The 26,866-nt window shown below is 61.0% G+C and carries 27 protein-coding genes and 1 tRNA gene; 12 read left to right on the top strand and 16 right to left on the bottom strand.

The features are described from left to right. Positions 1 to 92 precede the first annotated feature (92 nt). The 4 genes from CGA22_RS24980 (at position 93) to CGA22_RS24995 (ending at position 4,133) form a co-directional block, all read left to right on the top strand. On the top strand, positions 93 to 701 hold the full coding sequence (locus CGA22_RS24980; RefSeq protein WP_041024910.1) for a LysE family translocator: 609 nt from the start codon (positions 93 to 95) through the stop codon (positions 699 to 701). Positions 702 to 768: 67 nt separating this feature from the next. Next, entirely contained in the window at positions 769 to 1,212 is a 444-nt protein-coding gene (locus CGA22_RS24985; protein WP_041024909.1) for a DUF3592 domain-containing protein, read from the top strand. A gap of 3 nt (positions 1,213 to 1,215) precedes the next feature. Then, positions 1,216 to 1,800 (top strand): hypothetical protein, encoded by a 585-nt coding sequence (locus CGA22_RS24990; protein WP_041024908.1) that lies wholly within the window; start codon positions 1,216 to 1,218, stop codon positions 1,798 to 1,800. Positions 1,801 to 2,069: 269 nt separating this feature from the next. Further along, entirely contained in the window at positions 2,070 to 4,133 is a 2,064-nt protein-coding gene (locus CGA22_RS24995) for a calcium-binding protein (protein WP_188258742.1), read from the top strand. 51 nt (positions 4,134 to 4,184) lie between these two features. Here CGA22_RS24995 and ychF read toward each other — a convergent pair whose 3' ends face one another. The 8 genes from ychF to CGA22_RS25035 form a co-directional block, all read right to left on the bottom strand. Continuing rightward, complete coding sequence (gene ychF / locus CGA22_RS25000; RefSeq protein ID WP_024778156.1) at positions 4,185 to 5,285, bottom strand: redox-regulated ATPase YchF; 1,101 nt, start codon at positions 5,283 to 5,285, stop codon at positions 4,185 to 4,187. Positions 5,286 to 5,306: 21 nt separating this feature from the next. Continuing rightward, positions 5,307 to 5,891, bottom strand: a complete 585-nt coding sequence (pth, locus tag CGA22_RS25005; RefSeq protein ID WP_041020515.1) for an aminoacyl-tRNA hydrolase — start codon at positions 5,889 to 5,891, stop codon at positions 5,307 to 5,309. Between the two features lie 162 nt (positions 5,892 to 6,053). Then, the gene (locus tag CGA22_RS25010) at positions 6,054 to 6,656 is read right to left on the bottom strand and encodes a 50S ribosomal protein L25/general stress protein Ctc (protein ID WP_041020514.1); all 603 of its coding nucleotides are present in this window, start codon (positions 6,654 to 6,656) and stop codon (positions 6,054 to 6,056) included. A gap of 137 nt (positions 6,657 to 6,793) precedes the next feature. Then, positions 6,794 to 7,735, bottom strand: a complete 942-nt coding sequence (locus CGA22_RS25015) for a ribose-phosphate pyrophosphokinase (RefSeq protein ID WP_003205529.1) — start codon at positions 7,733 to 7,735, stop codon at positions 6,794 to 6,796. 47 nt (positions 7,736 to 7,782) lie between these two features. Continuing rightward, positions 7,783 to 7,857: transfer RNA gene (locus CGA22_RS25020), tRNA-Gln, on the bottom strand. A gap of 37 nt (positions 7,858 to 7,894) precedes the next feature. Beyond that, positions 7,895 to 8,746 (bottom strand): 4-(cytidine 5'-diphospho)-2-C-methyl-D-erythritol kinase, encoded by an 852-nt coding sequence (gene ispE / locus CGA22_RS25025; RefSeq protein ID WP_041020513.1) that lies wholly within the window; start codon positions 8,744 to 8,746, stop codon positions 7,895 to 7,897. A 1-nt stretch (position 8,747) separates the two neighbouring features. Then, positions 8,748 to 9,365, bottom strand: a complete 618-nt coding sequence (gene lolB / locus CGA22_RS25030; RefSeq protein ID WP_024778152.1) for a lipoprotein insertase outer membrane protein LolB — start codon at positions 9,363 to 9,365, stop codon at positions 8,748 to 8,750. Between the two features lie 4 nt (positions 9,366 to 9,369). Further along, on the bottom strand, positions 9,370 to 11,094 hold the full coding sequence (locus CGA22_RS25035) for a tetratricopeptide repeat protein (protein ID WP_041020512.1): 1,725 nt from the start codon (positions 11,092 to 11,094) through the stop codon (positions 9,370 to 9,372). A gap of 172 nt (positions 11,095 to 11,266) precedes the next feature. On the opposite strand from CGA22_RS25035, the gene hemA reads away from it, so the two are divergent. The 6 genes from hemA to CGA22_RS25065 all read left to right on the top strand — a co-directional run bounded on the left by hemA (position 11,267) and on the right by CGA22_RS25065 (position 16,646). Continuing rightward, positions 11,267 to 12,556, top strand: a complete 1,290-nt coding sequence (hemA, locus tag CGA22_RS25040; RefSeq protein ID WP_041020511.1) for a glutamyl-tRNA reductase — start codon at positions 11,267 to 11,269, stop codon at positions 12,554 to 12,556. Beyond that, on the top strand, positions 12,553 to 13,635 hold the full coding sequence (gene prfA, locus CGA22_RS25045; RefSeq protein WP_041020510.1) for a peptide chain release factor 1: 1,083 nt from the start codon (positions 12,553 to 12,555) through the stop codon (positions 13,633 to 13,635). The genes hemA and prfA overlap by 4 nt, the downstream gene beginning before the upstream one ends. Before the next feature lie 11 nt (positions 13,636 to 13,646). Then, complete coding sequence (prmC, locus tag CGA22_RS25050; RefSeq protein WP_041020509.1) at positions 13,647 to 14,477, top strand: peptide chain release factor N(5)-glutamine methyltransferase; 831 nt, start codon at positions 13,647 to 13,649, stop codon at positions 14,475 to 14,477. Next, positions 14,471 to 15,226 (top strand): molybdopterin-synthase adenylyltransferase MoeB, encoded by a 756-nt coding sequence (locus tag CGA22_RS25055; protein WP_041020517.1) that lies wholly within the window; start codon positions 14,471 to 14,473, stop codon positions 15,224 to 15,226. Before prmC ends, CGA22_RS25055 begins: the two co-directional genes overlap by 7 nt. Beyond that, positions 15,219 to 16,010: a glutamate racemase gene (gene murI, locus CGA22_RS25060; protein WP_041020508.1), complete on the top strand. Its 792-nt coding sequence runs from the start codon at positions 15,219 to 15,221 to the stop codon at positions 16,008 to 16,010. The genes CGA22_RS25055 and murI overlap by 8 nt, the downstream gene beginning before the upstream one ends. Positions 16,011 to 16,127: 117 nt before the next feature. Continuing rightward, the gene (locus tag CGA22_RS25065; RefSeq protein ID WP_041020507.1) at positions 16,128 to 16,646 is read left to right on the top strand and encodes an acyloxyacyl hydrolase; all 519 of its coding nucleotides are present in this window, start codon (positions 16,128 to 16,130) and stop codon (positions 16,644 to 16,646) included. 182 nt (positions 16,647 to 16,828) lie between these two features. On the opposite strand, the gene CGA22_RS25070 is transcribed toward CGA22_RS25065, so the two are convergent. The 6 genes from CGA22_RS25070 to CGA22_RS25095 form a co-directional block, all read right to left on the bottom strand. Beyond that, the gene (locus tag CGA22_RS25070) at positions 16,829 to 17,134 is read right to left on the bottom strand and encodes a YkgJ family cysteine cluster protein (protein ID WP_024778144.1); all 306 of its coding nucleotides are present in this window, start codon (positions 17,132 to 17,134) and stop codon (positions 16,829 to 16,831) included. A 28-nt stretch (positions 17,135 to 17,162) separates the two neighbouring features. Then, complete coding sequence (locus CGA22_RS25075; RefSeq protein ID WP_041020506.1) at positions 17,163 to 17,921, bottom strand: SDR family NAD(P)-dependent oxidoreductase; 759 nt, start codon at positions 17,919 to 17,921, stop codon at positions 17,163 to 17,165. 139 nt (positions 17,922 to 18,060) lie between these two features. After that, on the bottom strand, positions 18,061 to 19,485 hold the full coding sequence (gene phrB / locus CGA22_RS25080; protein WP_041020505.1) for a deoxyribodipyrimidine photo-lyase: 1,425 nt from the start codon (positions 19,483 to 19,485) through the stop codon (positions 18,061 to 18,063). 13 nt (positions 19,486 to 19,498) lie between these two features. Further along, positions 19,499 to 20,437 carry a MerR family transcriptional regulator gene (locus tag CGA22_RS25085; RefSeq protein WP_041020504.1) on the bottom strand — a complete coding sequence of 313 codons (939 nt, stop codon included), beginning with the start codon at positions 20,435 to 20,437 and terminating at the stop codon, positions 19,499 to 19,501. Then, positions 20,437 to 21,399 (bottom strand): YbgA family protein, encoded by a 963-nt coding sequence (locus CGA22_RS25090; protein WP_041020503.1) that lies wholly within the window; start codon positions 21,397 to 21,399, stop codon positions 20,437 to 20,439. The genes CGA22_RS25085 and CGA22_RS25090 overlap by 1 nt, the downstream gene beginning before the upstream one ends. A gap of 175 nt (positions 21,400 to 21,574) precedes the next feature. Beyond that, on the bottom strand, positions 21,575 to 22,561 hold the full coding sequence (locus CGA22_RS25095; RefSeq protein WP_041020502.1) for an NAD(P)/FAD-dependent oxidoreductase: 987 nt from the start codon (positions 22,559 to 22,561) through the stop codon (positions 21,575 to 21,577). 196 nt (positions 22,562 to 22,757) lie between these two features. Between CGA22_RS25095 and CGA22_RS25100 the strand changes: the two genes are divergently transcribed. Together CGA22_RS25100 and hemH are read left to right on the top strand one after the other, a co-directional pair. Next, entirely contained in the window at positions 22,758 to 23,657 is a 900-nt protein-coding gene (locus CGA22_RS25100) for a TIGR01777 family oxidoreductase (protein ID WP_041020501.1), read from the top strand. Between the two features lie 13 nt (positions 23,658 to 23,670). Beyond that, a complete protein-coding gene (gene hemH / locus CGA22_RS25105; protein WP_041020500.1) occupies positions 23,671 to 24,696 on the top strand; it encodes a ferrochelatase in 1,026 nt (341 codons plus the stop codon). A gap of 132 nt (positions 24,697 to 24,828) precedes the next feature. On the opposite strand, the gene CGA22_RS25110 is transcribed toward hemH, so the two are convergent. After that, positions 24,829 to 26,103, bottom strand: a complete 1,275-nt coding sequence (locus CGA22_RS25110) for a uracil-xanthine permease family protein (RefSeq protein WP_188258743.1) — start codon at positions 26,101 to 26,103, stop codon at positions 24,829 to 24,831. A 2-nt stretch (positions 26,104 to 26,105) separates the two neighbouring features. Then, the gene (upp, locus tag CGA22_RS25115) at positions 26,106 to 26,744 is read right to left on the bottom strand and encodes a uracil phosphoribosyltransferase (RefSeq protein WP_024778135.1); all 639 of its coding nucleotides are present in this window, start codon (positions 26,742 to 26,744) and stop codon (positions 26,106 to 26,108) included. Positions 26,745 to 26,866 lie beyond the last annotated feature (122 nt).

The following is a 26,866-nucleotide window of genomic DNA, read 5'->3' on the forward strand; positions in this document are numbered from 1 at the left end:
GTCTAATTTAGTCACATCAGGGGCGCAATTAAAGCGTTTGTCAGCGATGCCCCTTCCTACCACTCTGGGCACCCCTTGCTTTGGAGTGACTCATGGTGAATTACGGATTGTTTCTGATGTTGGCGACCCTGACCGTGCTCAGCCCAGGCCCGGGGGTGGTGCTGACGATTTCCAATGCCTTGCGCCATGGTTGGACCGGTTCGTTTCCCGGCATCTTCGGCATCGCGTTGGGGGCGTTTGTCGTGGCGGGTATTTCCGCCACCAGTGTCGGGCTGATCCTCGCCGCGTCATCCACTGCGTTCACCGTTCTCAAATACGTCGGCGCACTCTACCTGCTGTACCTTGGGGTCAAGATGTGGCGTACGAGGCGTTTCATTCCGGAACTCTCCATCACATCGCCGCGTCCGTGGCACCGATTCGTCGAAGCGCTGTCGATCCAGCTGTTGAATCCCAAGGCGGGTTTCTTCTTTCTCGCGGTATTTCCGCAGTTCATCAAACCGGAGGACAACTACTCCAGCCAGTTTTTCCTGTTGGTGTCTTCCTATGGCTTGCTGGTCGTACTGGTTCACACCGGCTATGCGCTCATGGCCAACCGTGCAAGGGGCTGGCTCGCCACGAACAGAGGCGCAGGGATCGTTGGCAAGTTGTCGGGCATCACCTTTTTCTGTTTTGGTGTACTGATGGCTTCCGCGAGCAAATGAGCGGACTCGGATAAAGCTTCTTGCTATCCTGACCTCCCTCTTTCATGGATGAATACTGAGACCTACCATGGCCAACCATCCTCCGTCGCGCCTCGGGAAGATATTGCGGGGCGTGCTGTTTGCCCTGATCGGTATCGGCCTGTTGAGCATTGCCGTTCATCTCACACTTGATCGACGCGAATTCCTCGCCCATGCACAAACCGCCGATGGCGTCGTCAGCCGCTTGAATGCCGGTGGCTCGCATCCCGAGATTGCCTTTACCACCGACAGTGGCGAAAAGATTTCCTACCCCCAGGGCGGTTTTATCTTCGGCTATCGGCAGGATCAGTCGGTGCGGGTGCATTACCTGCCCGAACGGCCGGCGGGCAGCGCCATCGTCGATGACCCGGCCGCACTGTGGGGCACTTCCGGGTTATTGGGCTGCCTCGGTCTGGTGTTCGCCATTTTCGGTCTGTTGGAAGTCATCCGTCAGCGTGGTCGCGGTGCGGCTCATTTACATAAAGGATTTTGAATCATGAGTTACAACATCCCGATCCCGGTCAACGAAAGCCGCTGGCAGTACCAGACCGCCAGCGGCGGCGGTCTGACCGTGGTGATGGTGGCGGGCAGTGGCGGTTCGATCATCTTGCGTTCGCCCCAGGGCGAGGACGTCAGCTACCGTTACGGCGGCGTCGGGGTGGGGGCCGGATTTGGTGCGCGACTGCCGCGTTTCGGCAAGGTCAATATCCAGATCAAAGGCAAGAGCGTGGGTGGGGCCGCGGCGGCGGAGGCGTTCCCGAGTACCGGCAAAGTGTTTGTCAGCGATGCCCTGGTCGAGCGTGACCTGACCAGCGACGACATCACCGGGCCGTGCATGTATACCGAAGTGGGAGCGGGCCTGGTGGTCGGCGGTTCGGCCACGGCGTTGCTGTTCGGGCTTGATCCCAAATTGCTGGCGTTGTCGGTGGCGCTGAACGCCAGCCCCGCGACCATGATGGCCGCCAGCATCGTCAACCGGCAATTGGTGCAGTCGGCGAAGGGGGCGCTGGTCATGGCGGGCATGAACGCTGGCGTGCAGGCCGGTGGTGGGGCGGCGGTCTATATCGGCTACCTGTTTTAGTCAGCCATAAAAACCTGTGGGAGCGAGCCTGCTCGCGATAGCGGTGGGTCAGGTGGCATTGATGCCGACTGTTGCTTCGCTATCGCGAGCAGGCTCGCTCCCACAGGGACAGTGCTCATGTCGAGCCGCTGCAGCGTCCCTGAGCCCATGAAAAAGCCGCGTATCAACGCGGCTTTTTCATGACTTCAAGAAGCCGCCCGTCGAGCGCTGCTGGCACCGACTTGTCGCTCTACTAAAGTGACGGGTCCACCCCCTTAAAGGATTAAGACATGGCAACTACCGATAGCACGACGGCAAGTACCCATTCCGTGAGAAGTGGCCCAGGCACCGTCCAGATCGATCTCACCGGTCAGTCCGATGATAACCAAAGCATCGTTATCCAGCCGGACGGCAAGATACTGGTCGGGGGGTATACCGAATACCTGGCCTGGGGTTACCCCGGGGCGCCAGGCGAAGAAAGCTATGGCTACGAACAGAACCATTCCGTTATCCGCCTGAACGCGGATGGTCGCCTGGACACCAGCTTCCATGACGGTGGCGTCGACATAATCCCTGCCGCGGTAGCCCCGGCGTCGCGCTATGAGCTGACGGCGGTGCAGTCCGATGGCAAGGTGCTTATCGCCATCGCGCAGGACACCAGCGTCCAGGTGCAGCGCTTCAACAGCGACGGGACGCGCGATGCGACCTTTGGTCAGAACGGCGCCATGACCGTCGACATCAGCCATGCGTTCAAAGACATCGATCTGACGGCCAATGCGGATGGCACCTTCCAGATCAGCGCTCGCGGATTTGATCAGGCCACCGTGTCCTGGATCGGCAATGACGGCACTTTTGTCGATGGTTTTGGCGACAACGGCGTGCTGACTGTAAGCATTCCCGAAGACACCTACTACAACGGCGGGATTTCCACCGCAGTGCAGGCAGACGGAGGTGTTGTGGTCGGGGCTGCCTACAATGCCGCCGGTGCAGGGGATCCGACATACGCCCTGCAGCGCTTCAACCACGACGGTCAGTTGGACACCCATTTCGGTGACAACGGTGTCCTTTACCTGAGCCCTGCCATGGGATTTGGCGAAGACTCGGTGATTACTCTGCAAACGGACGGCAAGATCGTCGTGATGGGCCATGGCGAAGGCGACACCTTGACGACGGTGGTGAGGCTTAACGCCGATGGTTCCTTTGACACGGGCTTTGGCACCAACGGCACGGTGACCTTCGAGGCCGGCACGCCTGCGGCTTTGACGGTACAAGCCGATGGCAAGATCGTGGCTGCCGGCACGAACAACGGGGATTTCAGTGTCATCCGCTTGAACGCGGATGGCAGTGTAGACACCAGCTTCGGCAGCCAGGACGGCAAGCTCCATGTGGATGGATACGCCGGCGAGGAAATCCTGCAGGGGACCGATGCCGCCGAAGTCATCCATGGCCTGGCCGGTGATGACGTGCTCCAAGGCAACGGTGGGCGCGACGTTCTGCAAGGTGGCGCTGGCGCCGACATCTTCCGCTTTACCGAACTGAGCGACAGCTTCCGCACCGATACGCAAAACAGCAGCGATCGAATCCAGGACTTCGACGCCTCCCACGACCGCATCGACCTGATTGCCCTGGGTTTCACCGGAATCGGCGACGGCCATGACGGCACCTTGGCCATCCAGGCCAGCGCAGATGGCACACGCACCTACCTCAAGAGCTACGACGCCGATGCCTCCGGACAACGCTTCGAACTGGCCTTGGACGGCGATTGGGTGGGGCAGTTGAACAGCAGTAACCTGGTGTTCACCGCGCCTACTATCGAGGGGACGTCTGGCAAAGACACGATCAGCGGTTCTGCCTTATCGGAAATCATCTATGGCCTGGACGGCAACGACCGTATCAACGGCGGCGCTGGAGCGGATGTCATCATCGGTGGCAGGGGCGCCGATCGCCTTAATGGCGGGGACAGAGCCGACATCTCGTTGTGGACCGATAACCATCAGAACGATGACGTGTTTCGCTACACCTCTACCGAGGACAGCTATCGTACTGACAGCCAGAGCTTTGCCGACCTGATCGAAGGCTTCACGGTTGACGACAGGATCGATGTGTCGGCCTTGGGTTATACCGGCTTTGGAGAGGGTACGGATACTACGCTGAAGGTGGTATACAACGAGGCGTTGGACCGCACGTACCTGACGGATCTGGAAGCAGACGCCCAGGGTCACTGGTTTCAGATCGGACTTGCCGGGGACTGGCGGGAAAGCCTCGACGAAGATCACATGATCTTTGCTCCCGATGCCGGGATAGAGTTGGTCGGGGTAGCGCCAGAGGTCGATCCAGGACATCTGTTGTCCTGATGCCTGTGGAGGAGGTCGCGTGGCAGTGCGAAGCTGCCACGCGACAAACCGTCAGACGTTGAAGCGGAAGTGCATCACGTCGCCGTCCTTGACGATGTATTCCTTGCCTTCCAGGCGCCATTTACCGGCTTCCTTGGCACCGGCTTCACCCTTGTACTGGATGAAGTCGTTGTAGGCGATGACTTCGGCACGGATGAAGCCTTTTTCGAAGTCGGTGTGGATCACGCCAGCGGCTTGTGGTGCGGTGGCACCGACGCGTACGGTCCAGGCGCGAACTTCCTCGACACCGGCGGTGAAGTAGGTTTGCAGGTGAAGCATTTCATAGCCGGCGCGGATCACGCGGTTCAAGCCAGGCTCTTCCAGGCCCAGGGCCTCGAGGAACATGTCTTTCTCTTCGCCATCGTCCAGCTCGGCGATTTCCGCTTCGATCTTGTTGCAGACCGGAACCACCACGGCGCCTTCTTCTTCGGCGATGGCCTTGACCACGTCCAGGTGCGGGTTGTTCTCGAAACCGTCTTCAGCGACGTTGGCGATGTACATGACCGGCTTGGTGGTCAGCAGGTGGAAGCCCTTGATCACCAGTTTCTCATCGGTGCTCATGTTCTTCATCAGGCTGCGCGCAGGCTTGCCTTCGGTGAAGTGAGCGATCAATTGCTCCAGCAGGCCTTTCTGGACCACTGCATCCTTGTCGCCACCCTTGGCGTTGCGGGCGACTTTCTGCAGTTGCTTCTCGCAGCTGTCGAGGTCGGCGAAGATCAGTTCCAGGTCGATGATCTCGATGTCACGCTTCGGGTCGACGCTGTTGGAGACGTGAATCACGTTCTCGTCTTCAAAGCAGCGCACCACGTGGGCGATGGCGTCGGTTTCACGGATGTTGGCCAGGAACTTGTTGCCCAGGCCTTCACCTTTCGAGGCACCGGCAACGAGGCCCGCGATGTCGACGAACTCCATGGTGGTCGGCAGGATGCGCTTGGGGTTGACGATGGCCGCCAGTGCGTCCAGGCGCGAATCCGGCATCGGCACGATACCGCTGTTCGGCTCGATGGTGCAGAAGGGGAAGTTCTCGGCCGCGATACCGGATTTGGTCAGGGCGTTGAACAGGGTGGACTTGCCGACGTTAGGCAGGCCGACGATGCCGCAATTGAATCCCATGGTGTTTCCCCTCGGTAAGAGTCAGGCCTTCTGGCTGTGCAGGTTTTTCATCGCGCGGTTCCATTCACCGGCGAGGATATCCGGCAGCACGCCGAGGGCAAAGTCGATGCTGGCATCGAGTTTTTCCTGTTCGGCGCGAGGCGCGCGACCCAGGACAAAATTTGAAACCATGCTGGCTACGCCCGGGTGGCCGATGCCAAGCCGCAGGCGGTGGAAGGTATTCTGATTACCCAGCTGCGCGATGATGTCGCGCAACCCGTTGTGACCGCCATGGCCGCCGCCCTGCTTGAGCTTGGCAACGCCCGGAGGCAGATCGAGTTCGTCGTGGGCCACCAGGATTTCTTCAGGCTTGATGCGGAAGAAACCGGCCAATGCCGCCACGGCTTGGCCGCTACGGTTCATGTAGGTGGTGGGAATCAACAGGCGAACATCCTGACCGTGATGCGAGAAACGTCCGGTCAGGCCGAAATACTTGCGATCGGCCGCCAGGCTGACGCCTTGCGCGTGCGCGATGCGCTCAACAAAAAGGGCCCCTGCGTTATGCCGGGTCTGTTCGTATTCGGTGCCTGGATTTCCCAGGCCAACGATCAGTTTGATGGCAGTCACGATAGGGGCCCTTCCTGGAGTGTGGATAACGTCGCGATCAGACGGTAGCGACAGTGGACGAACAGTGCGGATCTACCGTTAAGTAAACTTCGCGTTCCCGCCCGCTGTCTCGCTACGTTCCAGTCCGCGATGTTTTCCGGTCACTCCGGCGACAGAGTGAAATTACTCTGCAGCGCCTTCTTCGGTAGCTTCTGGAGCAACACGTGGAGCGTGGACGTTGGCAACAGCCTTGTCATCACCGTGTGCCAGAGCAACGAACTCAACGCCTTTAGGGGCCTTGAGGTCAGACAGGTGAATGATCGTGCCGACTTCGGCGTCAGCCAGGTCGACTTCGATGAATTCAGGCAGGTCTTTCGGCAGGCAGGTCACTTCCAGTTCGGAAGTCACGTGCGAGATCTCGCCGCCTTTCTTGACCGGGGCAGCTTCGTTGATGAAGTGCACTGGAACGGTAGCAGTCAGCTTCTGACCGGCAACAACGCGAACGAAGTCAGCGTGCATGATGAACTGCTTGGCCGGGTGACGCTGCATCGCTTTCACGATGACGTTCTGCTTCTTGCCATCGACGTTCAGCTCGATCACGTGGCTGAAGGCAGCCTCGTTTTCGAACAGCTTGGCCACTTCTTTGGCCAGCATGGTGATGGACTCAGGGGCCTTGTCACCACCGTATACAACGGCAGGAACCTGGCTGGCGAGACGACGCAGGCGGCGGCTCGCACCTTTCCCCAGGTCGGTACGCGCTTGGGCGTTCAGGGTGAAATCAGTCATTTTGTATCTCCAAAATAGCCATTCCGGGTGACGTCTGCGACCGACGTCAAAGCGGATGGGCAAAAAAGCCCCGCCCCAACATGAGTGTTGGGGCGGGGCGCTTTTCGTCAACGGGATGTCATGTAAGGGCAGGGCCCTTAGCGGAACATCGCGCTGATCGATTCTTCATTGCTGATGCGGCGAACCGCCTCGGCAACCACCGGTGCGATATCCAGTTGACGGATACGTACGCAGGCTTGTGCGGCAGCGGACAGCGGGATGGTGTTGGTCACCACCAGCTCGTCCAGCACGGAATTTTCAATGTTCTCGATTGCCCGACCCGACAGCACAGGGTGTGTGCAGTAGGCAAAGACCTTGGCAGCGCCATGCTCTTTCAGGGCCTTGGCCGCGTGGCACAGGGTGCCGGCGGTATCGACCATGTCGTCGACGAGGATACAGGTACGCCCTTCGACGTCACCGATGATATGCATCACTTCGGAGTGATTGGCTTTCTCACGGCGTTTGTCGATGATGCCCAGATCCACGCCCAGGGATTTGGCCACTGCCCGTGCACGCACGACGCCGCCAATGTCCGGGGACACGATCATCAGGTTCTCGAAGCGCTGATCTTCAATGTCATCCACCAGGACTGGGGAGCCGTAGATGTTGTCTACGGGAATATCGAAGAAACCCTGGATCTGGTCAGCATGCAGGTCAACCGTGAGCACACGATCGATGCCGACGACGGTGAGCATGTCAGCCACGACTTTCGCGCTGATAGCCACGCGCGCGGAACGCGGACGGCGATCCTGACGGGCATAACCAAAATAGGGAATAACAGCAGTGATACGAGTAGCCGAGGAACGGCGGAAGGCATCAGCCATCACGACGAGCTCCATCAGGTTATCGTTGGTCGGAGCGCAAGTCGGCTGAATAATGAAGACGTCTTTACCGCGAACGTTTTCATTGATCTCGGCAGTGATTTCGCCGTCGGAGAACTTACCGACAGAAATGTCACCGAGAGGGATATGCAGCTGACGTACGACACGCCGAGCCAGATCGGGGTTAGCGTTCCCCGTAAAGACCATCATCTTGGACACGCGCAGTACCTGAAGGCTGAGGGTATACCTGGATGAGTATAGGAAAATGGCAGGGGCGGCTGGATTCGAACCAACGCATGGCAGGATCAAAACCTGCTGCCTTACCGCTTGGCGACGCCCCTGTATCTGTTGCTGCGAGTGCCCAGCACTCGATTCCTTTTAGAGCAGACTTTGCAGCTTGCGATGCAACATCGAAACGTTGCTTCCTTTCGCTACAAACCCTGTAAGGGTCTCTGTCAGAAGGGCCGAGACTTTATCAGCTTCAGCTTTGCTTGGGAAGCCCCCAAACACACAACTTCCAGTTCCGGTGAGTTTTGCTTCGGTAAATTTACCTAACAAATTCAAAGCGTTACGAACATCTGGATAACGCCTTGCTACCACCGGTAAGCAGTCATTTCGACTGTTTCCCTTGGGAACGGGGCGCACTTTAATGGGCGGAGAGTTACGTGTCAACAGGGGATCTGAAAAAATTTCTGCTGTACTTACAGAGACTTGCGGCACCAGTACCAGGTACCACGGTTCTTCGGGCTCGACGGGCGTGAGTTTCTCCCCGACGCCTTCGGCAAAAGCCGCGTGGCCACGCACGAAAACCGGTACGTCGGCCCCCAGCGTCAGGCCCAGCGCCGCCAGGCGATCGGCGTCCCAATCGAGCTGCCACAGGTGATTGAGCCCGAGCAGGGTCGTTGCCGCGTTCGAGCTGCCGCCACCGATACCGCCGCCCATGGGCAGGATTTTTTCGATCCAGATGTCGATGCCCAGCGAACAACCGGATTGCTCCTGGAGTTTTCTTGCAGCCTTGACGATCAGGTTGCTGTCGTGGGGAACGCCTTCGAACTCGGTATGCAGCCGAATGACACCGTCCTCGCGCACTGCGAAGGTGATTTCATCGCCGTAGTCCAGGAACTGGAAAATCGTCTGCAGCTCGTGGTAACCGTCCGGACGACGACCCAGGATGTGCAACATCAGGTTGAGCTTGGCCGGGGAGGGCAGGGTCAGGCGCGCAGCGGTCATGTCATTGCCCCAGCTTGCGTGGCTGCCATTGCTTGATCACCAGCGTGACATCCAGGTCGCTGCCGTGCAGCTTGATCCGCTCGGGCAGCCAGTAGCCGTTCTGCTGGGCATAGCTGAGGTATTCGATCTGCCAGTCGTCCTGTTCCAGGTTGGACAGGCGACTGTCGGCGTCGAGGGTCAGGCGACTCTTGCTGTCCGGTGCCGGCAGCCCGCGCACCCACCAGGTCAGATGGGAGACCGGCAATTTCCAGCCCAACTGCTCTTCCAGCAGGGCTTCGGGCGTGGGCGCTTCGTAGCGGCCCTGGTTGGCGACTTCCAGCGAAACCTGCCCCGGCCGGCCGGTCAGGCGCGCCGCGCCGCGTCCCAACGGGCCGGACAGGCGGATGTCGTAGTAATCCTGGCGTTGCAGCCAGAACAGCGTGCCGCTGCCCGAATCCTTCGGGGCGCGGATGCCGATTTTGCCGTCGATCTGCCAGCCGTCGAGGCCGCTCAGTTGTGCCTTGTGCTCACGCCACTGGGCCGGGTTGCCGTGGCCCTGGACGGATTCGCGGGCGCCGAAGCCCGCACAGCCGGCGAGCAGGGCGATGAAGCTGAAAACGATGAAGTGGCGCAAAAACATGATCTTAAAGGGTCTCTGATCCGGTCAGGCGTTTGATGGTACCGCGCAGGATGGGGCTGTCGGGCTGGTCCTTGAGGAACTTGCTCCAGATCTGCCGGGCCTCGCGTTGTTTGCCGGCGGCCCACAGGACTTCGCCCAGGTGTGCGGCGACTTCCTGGTCGGGAAAACGCTCCAGGGCCTGGCGCAGCAGGCGTTCGGCTTCATCGAGGTTGCCCAGGCGGAAATTGACCCAGCCGAGGCTGTCGAGCACCGCCGGGTCCTCCGGGTTGAGCTGGTGGGCCTGCTCGATCAATACCTTGGCTTCGGCGTAGCGGGTGGTGCGGTCCGACAGGGTATAGCCGAGGGCGTTCAGGGCCATGGCGTTGTCGGGGTCGCGCTGGATGATCAGGCGCAGGTCTTTTTCCATCTGGGCCAGGTCGTTGCGTTTTTCCGCCAGCATGGCGCGGGTGTACAACAGGTTCAGATCGTCCGGGTATTGCTTCAAGGCCTGTTGCAGCACGTTCCAGGCTTTGTCGCTCTGATTGTTGGCCGACAGGGTTTCCGCTTCGATCAGGTAGAGCTGGATGCCATAGTCCGGCTGGGCGTCGCGCTGTACGGCCAGGCGACTCTGGGCTTCGGCCGTCTTGCCGTTGCCGATCAGGATATCGGCCTGGCGCAACTGCGCCGGCAGGTAGTCGTTGCCCGGGCCGACCTGGGCGTACTCGATCAGCGCGCTTTCCGGGTCGTTGCGTTCTTCGGCGATGCGACCCAGGTTCAGGTGGGCCGAGTCGACATGGCTTTCCCGGGCGATCAGGTCTTCCAGATAACCCTTGGCTTCATCCCAGGCTTTGGCTTCCAGGCAGACCAGTGCCAGGGAGTAGCGCAATTCGTCGTCTTCGGGGTACTGCTGGACGAGGCTGGAGAACTCCACCTTGGCATCGTCCATGCGGTTGTTTTCCACCAGCATGCGGGCGTAGGTGAGGCGCAGGCGCTTGTCGTCCGGATACTTCTTGATGCTTTTTTCCAGCAACGGCAGCGCTTCGTCGCCGCGGTTCAAGCCTTGCAGCAGGCGAGCACGCAGCAGGATCGGCGCCACTTCGCCGGCTTCCGGCGGATTGTCTTCCAACAGGGTGAGGGCGCCCTGGGCGTCGCCATCCTGTTGCAGCAGCAGGGCTTTGCCGAAAATCAACTGACCGTTGTTCGGGTGGCGTTCCAACAGGCGGTCGAAGCTCTTCATCAGGCCGCTGCGGGTTTCCTGGTCGGTATCGGCAGCAGACAATGCGAGGAAATCGAAATGGGTATCCCCCTTGCCCTGCAGGACTTTCTCCATATAGGCCATGGAGTCGTCGTAGCGCCCGGCGCGTGCCAGTTGCACGGCGGCGGCGCGTTGCGCTTCGAGGTCGTCCGGGGCATTGCGGGCCCAGATCATCGCGGTATCCAGCGCAGCCTGGTCGGCTCCCAGGTACTCGGCGATGCGGAATGCCCGCTCGGAGATACCCGGATCCTGGGTATTGATGGCCTGGGTCACGTAGTTGTCCAGCGCAATGTCGAAGCGATTGCGCTGGCCTGCCAGTTCGGCACTCAACAGGCTGAAGATGGTTTCTTCACTGAACGAGCCGTAGACCTTGGGTTTTTCAGGTGCCTGCGTGCTGTCTTCGACCGGCGGCGCACCGTCCGTCGAAACGGGGGCCATGGACTGGCAGCCGCTGAGCAAGGCAAGAGCGAGGAGCAACGCGGAAGATCTATTCATATAGGAAGAGGACGACTAACCTGCGGTCGGATCATCATGACACAAGCCTTCGGTCAAACATAACCGCCCCGTCGATTTACGGAGCGAGCGAGGGCGATAGAGATGCAGTGGTTGTTCTGGATCTGGCGAAGTAGGACAATTGCCGGCTTCACGTCACCATCAGCGACCTTGAATGGCCTTCCTTGCACTTGGTATCAACCACAAGACTGCTTCAGTAGACGTCCGCGAGCGCGTGGCCTTTACGCCTGAGCAGCTGGTGGAGGCCCTGCAGCAGCTCTGCCGGCTCACCGAGAGCCGCGAGGCTGCGATCCTCTCCACCTGCAATCGCAGTGAGCTTTATATAGAACAGGATCATGTTTCGGTCGATGCCGTGCTGCGCTGGCTGGCCGAATACCACGACCTGAGCCTTGAAGAGCTGCGTGCCAGTGCCTATGTGCATGAAGATGATGCGGCCGTTCGTCACATGATGCGTGTCGCCTCCGGGCTCGATTCGCTGGTGCTGGGCGAGCCGCAGATTCTCGGCCAGATGAAGTCGGCCTATGCCGTGGCCCGGGAGGCCGGTACGGTCGGCCCGCTGCTGGGGCGGTTGTTCCAGGCCACGTTCAACGCCGCCAAGCAGGTACGCACCGACACGGCCATTGGCGAGAACCCGGTGTCCGTGGCGTTTGCCGCTGTCAGCCTGGCCAAACAGATTTTCAGCGATCTGCAACGCAGCCAGGCGCTGCTGATCGGCGCTGGCGAGACCATCACCCTGGTCGCCCGCCATCTGCACGATCTGGGGGTCAAGCGCATCGTCGTCGCCAACCGGACCCTGGAGCGGGCCAGTACCCTGGCCGAACAGTTCGGCGCCCATGCGGTGTTGCTGTCGGATATCCCGGCCGAGCTGGTGCACAGCGACATCGTCATCAGTTCCACTGCCAGCCAGTTGCCGATCCTGGGCAAGGGCGCGGTGGAAAGCGCCCTGAAGCTGCGCAAGCACAAGCCGATCTTCATGGTGGACATTGCCGTACCCCGGGACATCGAGCCGGAAGTCGGCGAACTGGACGACGTGTACCTTTATAGCGTCGACGACCTGCACGAAGTGGTCGCCGAAAACCTCAAGAGCCGGCAGGGCGCGGCCCAGGCGGCGGAAGAGATGATCAGCGTCGGCGCCGAAGACTTCATGGTGCGCCTGCGCGAGCTGGCCGCGGTGGATGTGCTCAAGGCCTATCGTCAGCAGAGCGAACGCCTGCGCGATGAAGAGCTGCAAAAGGCCCAGCGCCTGCTGGCCAACGGCGGCAGCGCTGAAGAGGTGCTGGTGCAACTGGCCCGTGGCCTGACCAATAAATTGCTCCACGCCCCCAGTGTCCAGCTCAAGAAACTGACCGCCGAGGGCCGCCTCGATGCACTGGCCATGGCCCAGGAACTCTTTGCCCTCGGTGAGGGTTCACCGGATAGCTTTTCGGATAAGAAATCGCAATGAAAGCGTCACTGCTCAATAAACTGGACACTCTCCAGGACCGTTTCGAAGAACTGACCGCCTTGCTGGGCGATGGCGAAGTCATTTCCGACCAGAACAAATTCCGCACCTATTCCAAGGAGTACGCGGAAGTCGAGCCGGTTGTCGCCACCTATAAACAGTTGCTCAAAGTGCAAGACGACCTCGCCGGCGCCCAGGCACTGCTCAAGGACAGCGACCCGGACCTGCGCGAAATGGCAGTGGAGGAAGTCCGAGCGGCCAAAGAACAGTTGATCGAACTGGAGAGCAATCTGCAGCGCATGTTGCTGCCCAAGGACCCGAACGACGGACGCAACGTGTTCCTGGAAATCCGCGCCGGTACCGGCGGCGATGAGGCGGCGATCTTTTCCGGCGACCTGTTTCGCATGTATTCGCGCTACGCCGAGCGGCGTGGCTGGCGCGTGGAGATCCTCTCGGAGAACGAAGGTGAACACGGCGGCTATAAGGAAGTCATCGCCCGGGTTGAAGGCGACAACGTCTACGGCAAGTTGAAGTTCGAATCCGGCGCCCACCGTGTACAGCGTGTGCCGGCCACCGAATCCCAGGGGCGTATCCACACCTCGGCCTGCACGGTGGCGGTATTGCCCGAGCCGGACGAACAGGAAGCCATCGAAATCAACCCGGCGGACCTGCGGATCGACACCTACCGTTCCTCCGGCGCGGGTGGCCAGCACGTCAACAAGACCGACTCGGCGATCCGCATCACCCACTTGCCTTCGGGCATTGTGGTCGAATGCCAGGAAGAGCGTTCCCAGCACAAGAACCGGGCCCGGGCCATGGCCTGGTTGTCGGCCAAGCTCAACGACCAGCAGACCAGTGCCGCGGCCAGTGCCATCGCCAGCGAGCGCAAGTTGCTGGTGGGCTCGGGTGATCGTTCCGAGCGCATCCGCACCTACAACTTTGCCCAGGGCCGGGTCACCGATCACCGGGTCAACCTGACCTTGTATTCCCTGGATGAAATCCTGGCCGGCGGTGTCGATGCGGTGATCGAACCGCTGCTGGCCGAATACCAGGCCGACCAATTGGCCGCGATTGGCGAATAAAAGGTGAACACATGACCATCATCGCCAGTCTGCTACGCGCCGCCGAGCTGCCGGATTCTCCCACGCCAAAACTGGATACCGAATTGCTGCTGGCGGCTGCGCTGGGCAAGTCCCGCAGCTTCCTGCACACCTGGCCCGAGCGGATCGTGCCAAGCGAGGCCGCGCTGCTGTTCTCCGAATACTTGCGTCGTCGTCGTTCCGGCGAGCCGGTGGCCTATATCCTGGGGCAGCAGGGCTTCTGGAAGCTCGACCTGGAAGTCGCGCCCCATACCCTGATCCCGCGCCCCGACACCGAATTGCTGGTGGAAACCGCGCTGGCCTTGTTGCCGACCACGGCGGCCAGGGTTCTGGACCTGGGCACAGGTAGCGGCGCGATTGCCCTGGCGCTGGCCAGCGAGCGCCAGGCCTGGAAGGTCACGGCGGTCGACCGGGTGCTGGAGGCCGTGGCCCTGGCCGAACGCAATCGCCAGCGCCTGGGCTTGGCCAACGTCACGGTGTCGAGCAGTCACTGGTTCAGTGCCTTGGGTGGCGAGCGTTTCGAGTTGATCATCAGCAACCCGCCTTATATTGCCGCCGCCGATCCACACCTGGCCGAAGGCGATGTGCGTTTCGAGCCGGCCAGTGCATTGGTCGCGGGCCAGGATGGGCTCGATGACCTGCGCGAGATCATCGCCCAGGCGCCGGATCACCTGGCGCCGGGCGGTTGGTTGATGCTCGAGCACGGTTACGATCAGGCCGAAGCGGTGCGGGATCTGTTGCAGGCCCAGGGCTTCTCCGAAGTCCACAGTCGCAAGGACCTGGGTGGCCATGAACGCATCAGCCTGGGGTGCTTGCCGTGCTGAACGATCAGGAGTTGTTGCGCTACAGCCGGCAGATTCTGCTGCAACATGTCGACATCGACGGCCAACTGCGCCTCAAGCAGAGTCGTGCATTGATCGTCGGTCTCGGTGGCCTCGGTGCGCCGGTGGCGCTGTACCTGGCCGCTGCCGGCGTTGGCGAACTGCACCTGGCGGACTTCGATACGGTCGACCTGACCAACCTGCAACGCCAGATCATCCATGACACCGACAGCGTCGGTCTGAGCAAGGTCGATTCGGCCCTGCGTCGTCTCACGGCGATCAATCCCGAGGTTCGACTGGTGCCTCATCCGACGGCCATGGATGAGGACAGCCTGGCCGCGGCTGTCGCAGGAGTGGACCTGGTGCTGGACTGTTCCGATAATTTCTCGACGCGTACCGCGGTCAACGCGGCGTGTGTTGCGGCGGGCAAGCCGCTGGTCAGCGGGGCGGCGATCCGTCTCGAGGGCCAGCTCTCGGTGTTCGATCCACGCCGTTCCGAAAGCCCTTGCTATCACTGCCTCTACGGCCATGGCAGCGAGGCCGAGCTGACCTGCAGCGAAGCCGGAGTGCTTGGGCCGTTGGTGGGTCTGGTAGGCAGTTTGCAAGCCCTCGAAGCCTTGAAGTTGCTGGCCGGTTTCGGTGAGCCGTTGGTGGGGCGCCTGCTGTTGATCGATGCTCTGGGAACACGTTTCCGCGAGCTGCGGGTCAAGCGTGACCCGGCCTGCAGTGTCTGTGGTGTCCGTCATGAGTGAAGCGCCGGTCGGTGTGCTCGACTCGGGCGTCGGCGGGTTGTCGGTGCTGGGGGAAATCCGTCGGCTACTGCCCAACGAAACGCTGTTGTACGTGGCTGACTGTGGGCATATTCCCTACGGTGAAAAAACGCCGGAATACATCCGGCAGCGCTGCGCGATCATTGCCGACTTTCTCCTCGGCCAGGGCGCCAAGGCGCTGGTGGTGGCTTGCAACACCGCGACGGTCGCTGCGGTAGCTGATCTGCGTCGCGATTTCCCCCACTGGCCCATCGTCGGCATGGAGCCGGCAGTCAAGCCGGCCGCCGCCGCTACCCGCAGCGGTATTGTCGGCGTACTGGCCACCACCGGCACCTTGCAGAGCGCCAAGTTCGCCGCCTTGCTCGACCGTTTCGCCACCGATGTGCAGGTCATCACTCAACCGTGCCCGGGACTGGTGGAACTGATCGAGGCGGGTGACTTGCACAGTCCGGCCTTGCATCAGTTGCTGCAACATTACGTTGACCCGTTGCTCGCAGCCGGATGCGATACGCTGATCCTGGGCTGCACGCACTATCCGTTCCTCAGGCCATTGCTCAAGCAAATGATCCCGGCCCACATCAGCCTGATCGACACCGGCGCAGCCGTGGCCCGGCAACTCCAGCGCCTGCTGGCAGAACGGGCATTGTTGGCCGAGGGGCCGGCCAGCGACACGCAGTTCTGGACTAGCGCTGATCCGACACATTTAAGAAATATCCTACCGACGCTATGGCATTCGTCTGGCCTTGTGCAAAGCTTCAGTCTGTAAGCAAAATGTGAAAATTCCGTAAATGCTGCTGAACTTCTGTTCCAGCGCGGATTTCTATAGCCTTGTCTGTTTGTAACAAAAAAACTAACGATGTTTGTTCGGAAAAGGATGTTTCTAATGAAGCGTTTATTCTGCTTTGCCGCATTTGCGGCTGCATTGCTGGGGCACACCTACACCGCACAGGCAGCAGGTGTGGAGTTCGGGGTCGGGCAGACCAGCGACTCGACCATGACTTATCGTCTGGGGATGCAATTCGATTGGGACAAGAGTTGGTGGCAAAGCGACGTAGGCCGTCTGACCGGCTACTGGAGCGGTGCCTACACCTACTGGGAAGGGGACAAGACGTCCAGCAACCACAGCCTGTCGTTCTCGCCCGTCTTCGTGTATGAATTTTCCGGTCAGAACGTAAAACCTTACGTCGAGGCCGGCATAGGCGTTGCGCTGTTCGACAAGACCGAGCTGGAAGATAACAAGCTCGGTAGCTCGTTCCAGTTCGAAGACCGCATCGGCTTCGGCCTGCGCTTCAACGGCGGACATGAAGTGGGCATTCGCGCCACTCATTATTCCAACGCGGGCATCAAATCGGACAACGATGGCGTGGAAAGCTACGCCCTGCACTACACGATGCCGTTGTAATACCTGAACCAGTGGGGAGCAATTGCTTGCAGCGGCGCCGGCGCAGTTGGCTTTGATGTCGACTGCGCTACCGCTATCGCGAGCAGGCTCGCTCCCACACTGTTTCGCGGGTAGCCGCGAGTCTGATATCCCCCGCTGATCCCTGTGGAAGCGAGCCTGCTCGCGATAGTGGCGGTGATGTTCTACCGATACGCCGTCGTAATCCCGCGGCGTTCTTCAATGCATTCCGGCGCTCCCATTTCGAACTCCCGACAGATCAGGGGGCGTTTTTCGTAGATGGTGCACTTCATGCTGTCGCGATCCAGCGCCGCGCACCAGCCGTCGTCGAGGCGCAGCATCACTTCTCCGCCCCAATCGTCCGTGGCGATGAAGCGTTGCGGGACACCGGTGTCGGTGATCAGCAGCACTTCCAATTGGCAGCAGCACGCCGCGCACGTTGAACACGTAACGGTCGGTGCAGTGAGGTCAGCGAGAGGGATGGTTTCCATGGCGCGCAGTGTAAGGCAAGCGGGCCGCTCATGGTCGACCCTTGATCGGTGACCAGGCGCTTGCCTGGCAAGGATCGATGTCCGTCTGTGCGGTCTGGCCAGAAGACGGTAACGGCCACAGCGCAGCCAGGGCCGTGACGGGGAGAAGCACTTCAGGGGGGCGTTCGACCAACTGGCTCAGGATGTAGGCGGCCGCTTCGTCTGCCGATCCTGGTGCGGCCGGAAAGTCTGCCAGGCTCCCAAGCGCGCTATCGAAGTCCGGGCGAACGAGCGTTAGGTCGATGTTTTCGGAGGCGCGAGCCGATTCGAATAGATAACGCATTGCCCCGTTGCTGCCCTCGGTGTGGGACGCCGGCAGGTAAGTTGCCGGGCTGATGATTCCCACCAGCAGGGGCGCGATGCCGGCACGCAGCAATGGTGAGGCTGTCTCGATGCAAAGGCTTGCGACCAACAGGTTGCTGCGCACAATGTGTTCGATAAGAGAAGCGTCGGGGAGATGACTGTCGACGTACTCGGTGGTGCCGGCGTTCAGGATCAACGTGTCCAGGGCCCCCCACTGCTGGGCGATCCGATCAGTGATGTCGCGTACTGTCTGGTCGTCGGTCAAGTCGCCAGGCATCGTCAGTACCTGACCTGGATAACGTGCCGAGAGCGCTTCGCAGGATTGAACCGAGCGTGAACTGATGGCCAGATTCGCTCCGGTTTCGAGTATCGCCTGGGCCAGCGAAGCGCCGACGCCGTTACCCGCGCCCGTCAGCCAATATCGCCGTGGTGGTCTCAGACCCATTCCATACTCCTTTCATAGAGGCGGCGCATCGCGGTTGGTGAGAGACGTCCACGGCGAAGCCTGTTGACTATATCTCGCATGACTGGGCCTACACCTGGGTATCGACAATTTCATGTTCGCTGATCGCCCGGCTTTTCAGTCATGGCTGTTGTCGCGCTGGCAGATTCCTGAAAGCCCCCAGCGCCCGTTCCCGGGATTGGCTGAGATTGACGATCGGAGCTGGGTAGCCCGTCCTATCAAACAATCCGCCCAATGGGTTATGGACCTGTTGCTGATCGAGATCGTTCAGCTCAGGTAACCAGCGTTTAATAAAACGCCCTTCACGGTCGAATTTTTCCGATTGGCTCAATGGGTTGAAGATGCGAAACCAGGGCGCCGAGTCGGTGCCGGTGGAGGCGCTCCATTGCCAGCCACCGTTATTGGCGGCCAGGTCTCCGTCGATCAGGTGCTGCATGAAAAAGCGCTCGCCTTCGCGCCAGTCGATCAGCAGGTTCTTGGTGAGAAACATTGCGACGACCATTCGTAAACGGTTGTGCATCCATCCTGTTTCCAGCAATTGACGCATGGCTGCATCGATAATCGGCAAGCCGGTGCGTGCCTGCTTCCAGGCTGTCAGCTCTTCAGGCGCATTGCGCCAGGCCAGGGCTTCGGTTTCCGGGCGGAACGCGCGATGGCGGGACACACGGGGAAAGCCCACCAGAATGTGTTTATAGAACTCACGCCAGAGCAATTCATTGATCCAGGTCACGGTTCCGACGCTTCCACTCTCGAATTCGCCCTGGTTGGCCTGCAATGCGGCGTGCAGGCACTGGCGCGGCGAAACCACGCCAGCCACCAGGTAAGCTGAAAGCTGGCTGGTACCGGGCCTGGCGGGGAAGTCCCGTTCGCTTTGGTAGACGTCCAGGTGTTGATCGACAAAGGTGTCGAGGCGGCGCCGGGCTTCGTTTTCACCGGCGGGCCAGAGGGCGCGCAGGGATTCACCGGGAGGAGCAAAGCCTTCCACCTGCGTTGGCACCGGGTCGCGGCGGATAGCGGTCGGCGCCTGCCGGGACGGTGCGCGGATCAGCTTCGGCAGTGAACGGTGCAGGCGGCTGTAGCAGACTTTGCGAAATTGGCTGAACACCTGGAAATAACTGCCGGTCCGGGTCAGTACGCTGCCGGGCTTGAACAGCAACTGGTCGAGGTAGCTATGAAAATCGATGCCCTGGGCTTTCAGGCTCCGGGCTGTCTCGGCGTCGCGCCGGGCTTCATTCACTCCATATTCTTCGTTGACATGAACCGCGTCGATGCTCAATTCCCGGCACAGCGTGAGCAGTACCGACGGAGCCTGATCCCAGTGCGGCGCGTGACGGATCAGCAAGGGGATGTTCAGTTCGTTCAAGGCCGCGCTCAACGAGGCCAGGTTGCGCAGCCAGAAATCGATTTTGCACGGCGCATCATCATGGGCGCGCCATTGCTCAGGACTCGTCAGGTACACTGCCACGCAAGGCCCCCGCGCCGCGGCTGCGGCCAGCGCAGTATTGTCGTTCAGACGCAGGTCGCTGCGCAGCCAGATCAGTTGCATGGTTTTTTCCATCTCAAAGGAGTGCTCTGCGACTCAGCTCGCGATAAGCCGATAAAGGGTCTTCAGCCCAGGTGATGCCCTTCATCGAGACGCCGGTGGATAATCTGGCGTGATGGATCGACGCGGCGGTGCCGGCAATGATGATCGGGCAGTCAATGCCATTCAGCAGCCTGGGCAGTTGCGACAGGTTCAGGGCGTGGCTGGAATACAACAGCACGCCGCGGGCCTTGAGGCGTTCGACCGCCAAGGCCAGTTCGCCTGCCGGTATCGGCGAATCGAAGACTTCCACTGGGCAATCGGCGCTGCTCGCCAACCAGGCGGTGAGCCACAAGCCGGGTTCCAGGGGAACGTCCGAATGGTTGACCAGCAGCAACGGCGCGCCACGCAACTGACGGTTGTTGTGGTAGATCCGACTGCCGAATTTGCTGCGCAGCCAGGAGTACAGGAACACCCGCTCCACCTGTGCGCCGAACTGGCCCTGCCAGCGCGATTGCAGCTCCTCCAGCAAGGGCAACAGCAACTGTTCGCACACCGTCCCGGGTGGGTATAAACCCATGGCCTGATTGACCAGGTCATCGACCTGACGCTCGGCCAATTGCGTCACTGCCAGCGCGAGAGCGTGACGCTGGCGCTGCCAATCGCTGTCCAGCGGTTCGGTGGGCGGTTGCGGTGTGTCGAGCAAGGGTTTGATCTTGCTGACCGTCACGCCCCGGTCGATCCAGGTGAGAATACTCAGGATCCGCTGTACATGTTCGGTGCTGAACAACCGGTGACCCTTGGGCGTGCGCAATGGCACGATCAGGCCATAACGGCGTTCCCAGGCTCGCAACGTCACGGCGTTGACACCGGTTCGCCGCGCCACTTCGCGTATGGGAAGCCAACCGTCCGCCAGGGCCTTGGCGAAATCGGCGCCCAGGTCTTCGCGAGCGCTGGAGTCTATATCGCCTTTCATCAGATGGCGTTCCGCAAACTGAGGTTTTCCGGGTGCGGTTGCAGGTAGACCTGTTGCGCCAGATAGGGATCGGGATGCTGGCGAAGGTGATGTTTGAGCAAGGTCAGCGGCACGACCAGCGGTACGATGCCGAGGCGGTACTGGGCGATGAGATGCTGAACCTCCCGTTTGTCCTCGGCGTCGATGGCGCGTTTGAGGTAACCGCTCAGGTGCTGCAACACATTGCTGTGGGTGCGGCGGGTGGCGCACTTTTTCAAGGCGGCCATCAGTGCGCTGAAATATCGCGGGCCCAGCTCGTTGGGGTCAGTCTTGCCCATGTTCCCCAACAGGTTGCCCAGGACTTTGTATTGCACGGGGTTGTGAGCCATCAGCAGGTACTTGTAGTGCGAGTGGAACGCGATCAGGCCACGCCGGGTCAGGCCCTTGCGGCGCAGCGACTGCCAGGCGGCGTAGGCGAATACCCGGGTCAGGAAGTTTTCCCGCAGCACCGGGTCGTTGAGGCGGCCGTCTTCTTCCACCGGCAGGTCCGGGTGGAGGTCGCAGAATGCCTGGGCGTAGACGCCACGTCCGCCACCTGGCTGCGACGCGCCGTTATGGTCGTAGACCTTGACCCGCTCCAGCCCGCATGACGGCGATTTCTGCATGAAGATGTAGCCGCAGATGTCGTCCAGTTCCGCGGCCATTTGCCGAGCGTAATTGACCAAGGGGCGGGTTACGTTGAGGCCTTGTGTCACTGTGCCGACCACTTCGGGGTGTTCGGGATTGCCTACCAAACGGATCGGCTCTCTTGGAATGCCCAGGCCAATGGCGACTTCCGGGCAGACCGGCGCGAAGTCGAAATGCTCCGCTAGGAGACGGCTGCACAGCTGCGATTGCTTGTGCCCGCCGTTGAAGCGAACTTCCGCGCCCATCAGGCAAGCGCTGACGGCGATTTTCGGGCGGATAGCGACTGAGTCGGACATGCGGACCTCTGGCGTATAAACTTGTACAAAATGTTATTGTTTGTACAATTTTATTCATCATAGATCCATGGCTGTACAAGTCAACCCGGTTTGCAGGTGAGGGAAGCTGCTGGCGTTATTCACGGGCAGGCTGCCGTCTCGTTCGACAGCAGCGGGTGGCGCAGGGTGACGCAATCTACTGCAGGCTGGCGTGCAAGCGCCGCGCGGCTTCCTGGCCGCTGAGCCAGGCACCTTCGACCCGGCCGGACAGGCACCAATCGCCACAGACATACAGGCCCAGGTCAGCATCGGCCAGGGCGCCCCACTCATGATTGCCGGCAGGACGGGCGTAGAGCCAGCGATGGGCCACGCTGAAGCTGGGGGCGGGCATGGCGCTGTGCAGCAGTTCGGCGAAAGCACCATGCAGATGTTCGATCACCGCTTCCTTGGATAGGTCGATGTGCTGTCGGCTCCAGTCGCTGGTGGCGTGCAATACCCAAGTGTCGAGCGTGCTGTCGCGTCCCGGCTTGCTGCGGTTACGGGCCAGCCAGTCGAGGGGGCTGTCCTGCACGAAGCAACCTTCCATGGGGGTGTCCAATGCCTGTTCGAAGGCCAGGGCCACGGCCCAGGTCGGGTCCATCTTCACGCCGGCCGCCACCCCGGCCAGTTTCGGCACGGCCGCCAGCAATGCAGTGGCCTGGGGCGCGGGCGTGGCAATGACGACCTGGCCGAAGGGACCATGGGTGAAGCCTTCCGCGTCCTGCAAGTGCCAGTGTTCCTGGCCGCGGTAGACCTCGGTGATCCGGCAGGAGAACTGCACATGCAACTTGCCGAGCAGGGCGCGGGTGATGGCGCTCATGCGCGGGGTGCCGACCCAGCGGGTCTGTTCGTCCGGGGAAGGGGTCAGTTGTCCGTCCTGGAAGTTGTAGAGTTGCGGGTTCCATTCCGCCGCCCAGCCGTTGGCCTGCCAACGCTGGACTTCGGTGACGAAGCGGCGATCACGGGCGGTGAAATATTGCGCGCCCATGTCCAGGGTGCCAGCGTCGCTGCGTTTGCTGGACATGCGTCCGCCGCTGCCGTGGCTTTTATCGAAGAGTTGAACGACATGCCCGGCCTCCGTCAGGGCCTGGGCGGCTGAGAGTCCGGCGATGCCGGTACCGATGATTGCGATGGGTACAGTCATGGGGGCCTCGTTTATCTTTCTGTAAAGGCTGCGCCGTCGCGTAAACCTGTACAATTTGGGTTTTTGGTATAAGTTTTACCGTTCGCATTTGAACAGGTTGACCTATTGTTAAACACAGACCCTGTCCGATACGAAAAATCCCTGCTTATAAAAATAGACTAATGGGCCAGGTAAAACGCGCTGCGAGGAACATCTCATGCACATATTGCTGACCGGCGGTACTGGTTTGATCGGACGTCAGCTCTGCCGTCTCTGGTCGAGGCAGGGACATCGCCTGACGGTATGGAGTCGCCGAGCCGAAGAGGTGGCCAACATCTGCGGGGCGCAGGTGCGCGGAGTCGCCAGGCTCGATGAGATCGACGAGCCGGTGGACGCGGTGGTCAACCTCGCCGGGGCGCCGATTGCTGATCGGCCCTGGACCCATAAGCGCAAGATGCTGCTGTGGAGCAGTCGCGTCACCCTGACCGAGGTTTTGCTGGCGTGGCTGGAGCGCTGCGAGCGCAAACCCGCCGTGTTGATTTCAGGTTCCGCCGTGGGCTGGTATGGCGACGGTGGTGAACGGGAGTTGACCGAGGAGTCGGGGCCGGTCAGCGAGGATTTCGCCAGCCAATTGTGCATCGCCTGGGAAGAAACCGCGCAGCGGGCCGAGGCCATGGGCATACGCGTGGTGCTGGTTCGCACCGGCCTGGTCCTGTCCGCCGAGGGCGGCTTTTTGTCGCGGCTGCTATTGCCCTTCAAACTGGCGCTGGGTGGGCGTATCGGCAATGGGCGGCAATGGATGCCATGGGTCCACATCGATGATCAAATCGCCCTGATTGATTTTCTTCTGCACCGCGATGACGCCAGCGGTCCTTATAATGCCTGCGCGCCGAACCCGGTGCGTAACCGCGATTTCGCCAAGGCCCTGGGGCACGTATTGAATCGGCCCGCCGTGATGCCTATGCCGGAGCTGGTATTGAAAGTCGCATTGGGGGAATTGTCACTGCTGTTGCTGGGCGGCCAGCGTGCCACGCCGGCCCGGTTACAGGCGGCGGGTTTCACTTTCCGGTTCACGGATTTGCCTGCGGCACTGGACGACTTGTCCGGCCGCTTTTGAAATAGGACGTTGCATGACCGATCACGCGTTGCTTCTGGTGAATCTGGGTTCGCCTGCCTCCACTTCGGTGGCCGATGTTCGCCGCTACCTCAATCAATTCCTGATGGACCCTTACGTCATCGACTTGCCATGGGCGGTGCGGCGTTTGCTGGTGTCGCTGATCCTGATCAAGCGCCCTGAGCAATCGGCCCACGCCTACGCCTCGATCTGGTGGGAGGAAGGTTCGCCGCTGGTGGTGCTCAGCCGTCGACTGCAGCAGGCCATGACCGCCCAATGGACCCAAGGGCCGGTGGAATTGGCGATGCGTTACGGCGAGCCGTCCATTGAGTCGGCGCTGGTGCGCCTGGCGAGCCAGGGGCACAAGAAGATCACCCTGGCGCCGTTGTATCCGCAGTTCGCTGACAGCACCGTTACCACCGTGGTCGAAGAGGCCAAGCGGGTCGTGCGGGAAAAGAAGCTCGACGTGCAGTTCTCGATTCTCCAGCCGTTCTACGATCAGCCGGAATACCTCGACGCTCTGGTTGCCAGCGCCAGGCCGTATCTGATGCAGGATTACGACCACCTGCTGTTGAGTTTCCACGGCTTGCCGGAGCGGCACCTGACCAAGCTCGACCCGACCGGGTTTCATTGTTTCAAGGATGCCGACTGCTGCAAGAACGCGCCGCCGGAGGTCATTGCGACGTGCTACCGCGCCCAGTGCATTCGCACCGCCGAACTCTTCGCCCGGCAGATGGGGCTCAAGGACGGTCAGTGGTCGGTGTCGTTCCAGTCCCGACTCGGCCGCGCCAAGTGGATCGAGCCCTATACCGAAGTGCGCCTGGAAGAATTGGCCAAAAGCGGGGTCAAGAAGGTGATGGTGATGTGCCCGGCGTTCGTGGCCGACTGCATCGAAACCCTGGAAGAAATCGGTGACCGCGGGCGCGAGCAGTTCCGCGAGGCGGGGGGAGAGGAGTTGGTGCTGGTGCCGTGCTTGAATGATCAGCCGCAGTGGGCTGAGGCGTTGAGCAGGTTGTGCGAACGGGCGCCGATCGCGTTGTAACATTCACGGGCCCTATCGCGAGCAGGCTCGCTCCCACATGGGGTGGGTTGTGTACACAGATTTTGTGACCAACCGAGATCCATTGTGGGAGCGAGCCTGCTCGCGATGGGGACTTGTCAGGCAACACAAATGCTAGAGCAGCGGCTCATCCGCCTTCTTCTGCTTCCAACCGTCATTACCCGGCAGCAGCAGGTTCAGCCCGATCGCCACCACCGCGCACAGCGCGATGCCTTTGAGACCGAAGTCATCCGGACCGGTGCCGGTCCCCACCAGCACACCGCCGATGCCGAACACCAGCGTCACCGAAACGATCACCAGGTTGCGTGCTTCGCCCAGGTCGATCTTGTGACGGATCAGGGTGTTCATGCCCACCGCCGCAATCGAACCGAACAACAGGCACAGGATCCCGCCCATGACCGGTACCGGGATGCTTTGCAGTAACGCGCCGAACTTGCCGATGAAAGCCAGCGCGATGGCGAAGATCGCCGCCCAGGTCATGATTTTCGGGTTGTAGTTCTTGGTCAGCATCACCGCGCCGGTGACTTCGGCATAGGTAGTGTTGGGCGGACCGCCAAACAGACCGGCTGCAGTGGTGGCAATGCCGTCACCGAGCAGGGTCCGATGCAGGCCGGGCTTTTTCAGGTAGTCGCGACCGGTCACGCTGCCCACGGCAATCACCCCGCCAATGTGTTCGATGGCCGGCGCCAGGGCCACCGGCACGATGAACAGGATCGCCTGCCAGTTGAACGCGGGGGCGGTGAAGGCCGGCAGCGCGAACCACGGTGCGGCGGCGATTTTGGCGGTGTCCACCACGCCGAAGAAAAACGCCATGGCGAAGCCCACCAGCACGCCGGAGATGATCGGCACCAGACGGAAGATACCTTTGCCGAACACCGCGACGATCAGCGTGGTGAGCAGGGCCGGCATCGAGATCATCATCGCGGTCTGGTAGTGAATCAGCTCGGTGCCGTCGCCGGCCTTGCCCATTGCCATGTTCGCGGCAATCGGCGCCATCGCCAGGCCGATGGAAATGATCACCGGACCGATGACCACTGGCGGCAGCAGCCGGTCGATGAAACCGGTGCCCTTGATCTTCACGGCCAGGCCCAGGAAGGTATAGACGAAACCGGCCGCCATCACGCCGCCCATGGTCGCCGCGAGGCCGAACTGGCCCTTGGCGAGAATGATCGGGGTGATGAAGGCAAAGCTCGACGCCAGGAACACCGGCACCTGCCGCCCGGTGACGATCTGGAACAGGATCGTCCCCAAGCCTGCGGTGAACAGCGCGACGTTCGGGTCCAGCCCGGTGATCAACGGCATCAGCACCAGCGCGCCGAAGGCGACGAACAGCATCTGTGCGCCGGACAGCACCTGGCGCCAGAGCGGATCGTTGAACTCGTCCTGCATGCTCAGGCGTCCTTCTGCTTGGTGCCGAAGATCTTGTCGCCGGCATCGCCCAGGCCCGGGATGATGTAGCCGTGCTCGTTGAGTTTCTGGTCGATGGAGGCGGTGTAGATGGTCACGTCCGGGTGAGCGTCCTGGACCACCTTGATGCCTTCGGGGGCGGCAACCAGGACCATGGCGCGGATGTCGCGGCAACCGGCCTTTTTCAGCAGGTCGATGGTGGCGACCATGGAACCGCCGGTGGCGAGCATCGGGTCGATGATCATGGCCAGGCGTTCGTCGATTTCCGGCACCAGTTTTTCCAGGTAGGTGTGGGCCTGCAGCGTTTCTTCGTTGCGAGCCACGCCCACGGCGCTGACCTTGGCACCCGGGATCAGGCTCAGCACGCCCTCGAGCATGCCGATGCCGGCGCGCAGGATCGGTACCACGGTGATCTTCTTGCCAGCGATTTTCTCCACCTGGACCGCACCGGCCCAGCCGTCGATCTCGTAGGATTCCAGCGGCAGGTCTTTGGTGGCTTCATAGGTGAGCAGCGCACCGACTTCCTGGGCGAGCTCGCGGAAGTTCTTCGTGCTGATATCGGCGCGACGCATCAGGCCGAGTTTGTGTCTGATCAGCGGATGGCGGATCTCGAGGATGGGCATGGGGAAGGCTCCGGCGGCGGGCAAAAAAACCGGGCTAGATTAATCTATCCCGATGGCTTGTCCTATAGACAATACAGAACGTTAGTCCACAAACCCTTGATCTGGCCGGGCGGGATGCGTAC

This window comes from Pseudomonas sp. PSB18 (assembly GCF_014596565.1).
In the GTDB taxonomy this organism is placed as follows: Bacteria; Pseudomonadota; Gammaproteobacteria; order Pseudomonadales; family Pseudomonadaceae; genus Aquipseudomonas.

Excerpts from the sequence above, each read along its gene's own strand:
- CGA22_RS24980 (WP_041024910.1), top strand. The coding sequence starts at position 93 with ATGGTGAATTACGGATTGTTTCTGATGTTGGCGACCCTGACCGTGCTC.
- CGA22_RS24985 (WP_041024909.1), top strand. The coding sequence starts at position 769 with ATGGCCAACCATCCTCCGTCGCGCCTCGGGAAGATATTGCGGGGCGTG.
- CGA22_RS24990 (WP_041024908.1), top strand. The coding sequence starts at position 1,216 with ATGAGTTACAACATCCCGATCCCGGTCAACGAAAGCCGCTGGCAGTAC.
- CGA22_RS24995 (WP_188258742.1), top strand. The coding sequence starts at position 2,070 with ATGGCAACTACCGATAGCACGACGGCAAGTACCCATTCCGTGAGAAGT.
- ychF (WP_024778156.1), bottom strand. The coding sequence starts at position 5,285 with ATGGGATTCAATTGCGGCATCGTCGGCCTGCCTAACGTCGGCAAGTCC.
- CGA22_RS25010 (WP_041020514.1), bottom strand. The coding sequence starts at position 6,656 with ATGACTGATTTCACCCTGAACGCCCAAGCGCGTACCGACCTGGGGAAA.
- ispE (WP_041020513.1), bottom strand. The coding sequence starts at position 8,746 with ATGACCGCTGCGCGCCTGACCCTGCCCTCCCCGGCCAAGCTCAACCTG.
- lolB (WP_024778152.1), bottom strand. The coding sequence starts at position 9,365 with ATGTTTTTGCGCCACTTCATCGTTTTCAGCTTCATCGCCCTGCTCGCC.
- CGA22_RS25035 (WP_041020512.1), bottom strand. The coding sequence starts at position 11,094 with ATGAATAGATCTTCCGCGTTGCTCCTCGCTCTTGCCTTGCTCAGCGGC.
- hemA (WP_041020511.1), top strand. The coding sequence starts at position 11,267 with ATGGCCTTCCTTGCACTTGGTATCAACCACAAGACTGCTTCAGTAGAC.
- prfA (WP_041020510.1), top strand. The coding sequence starts at position 12,553 with ATGAAAGCGTCACTGCTCAATAAACTGGACACTCTCCAGGACCGTTTC.
- prmC (WP_041020509.1), top strand. The coding sequence starts at position 13,647 with ATGACCATCATCGCCAGTCTGCTACGCGCCGCCGAGCTGCCGGATTCT.
- murI (WP_041020508.1), top strand. The coding sequence starts at position 15,219 with ATGAGTGAAGCGCCGGTCGGTGTGCTCGACTCGGGCGTCGGCGGGTTG.
- CGA22_RS25065 (WP_041020507.1), top strand. The coding sequence starts at position 16,128 with ATGAAGCGTTTATTCTGCTTTGCCGCATTTGCGGCTGCATTGCTGGGG.
- CGA22_RS25070 (WP_024778144.1), bottom strand. The coding sequence starts at position 17,134 with ATGGAAACCATCCCTCTCGCTGACCTCACTGCACCGACCGTTACGTGT.
- CGA22_RS25075 (WP_041020506.1), bottom strand. The coding sequence starts at position 17,921 with ATGGGTCTGAGACCACCACGGCGATATTGGCTGACGGGCGCGGGTAAC.
- phrB (WP_041020505.1), bottom strand. The coding sequence starts at position 19,485 with ATGCAACTGATCTGGCTGCGCAGCGACCTGCGTCTGAACGACAATACT.
- CGA22_RS25085 (WP_041020504.1), bottom strand. The coding sequence starts at position 20,437 with ATGAAAGGCGATATAGACTCCAGCGCTCGCGAAGACCTGGGCGCCGAT.
- CGA22_RS25090 (WP_041020503.1), bottom strand. The coding sequence starts at position 21,399 with ATGTCCGACTCAGTCGCTATCCGCCCGAAAATCGCCGTCAGCGCTTGC.
- CGA22_RS25095 (WP_041020502.1), bottom strand. The coding sequence starts at position 22,561 with ATGACTGTACCCATCGCAATCATCGGTACCGGCATCGCCGGACTCTCA.
- CGA22_RS25100 (WP_041020501.1), top strand. The coding sequence starts at position 22,758 with ATGCACATATTGCTGACCGGCGGTACTGGTTTGATCGGACGTCAGCTC.
- hemH (WP_041020500.1), top strand. The coding sequence starts at position 23,671 with ATGACCGATCACGCGTTGCTTCTGGTGAATCTGGGTTCGCCTGCCTCC.
- CGA22_RS25110 (WP_188258743.1), bottom strand. The coding sequence starts at position 26,103 with ATGCAGGACGAGTTCAACGATCCGCTCTGGCGCCAGGTGCTGTCCGGC.
- upp (WP_024778135.1), bottom strand. The coding sequence starts at position 26,744 with ATGCCCATCCTCGAGATCCGCCATCCGCTGATCAGACACAAACTCGGC.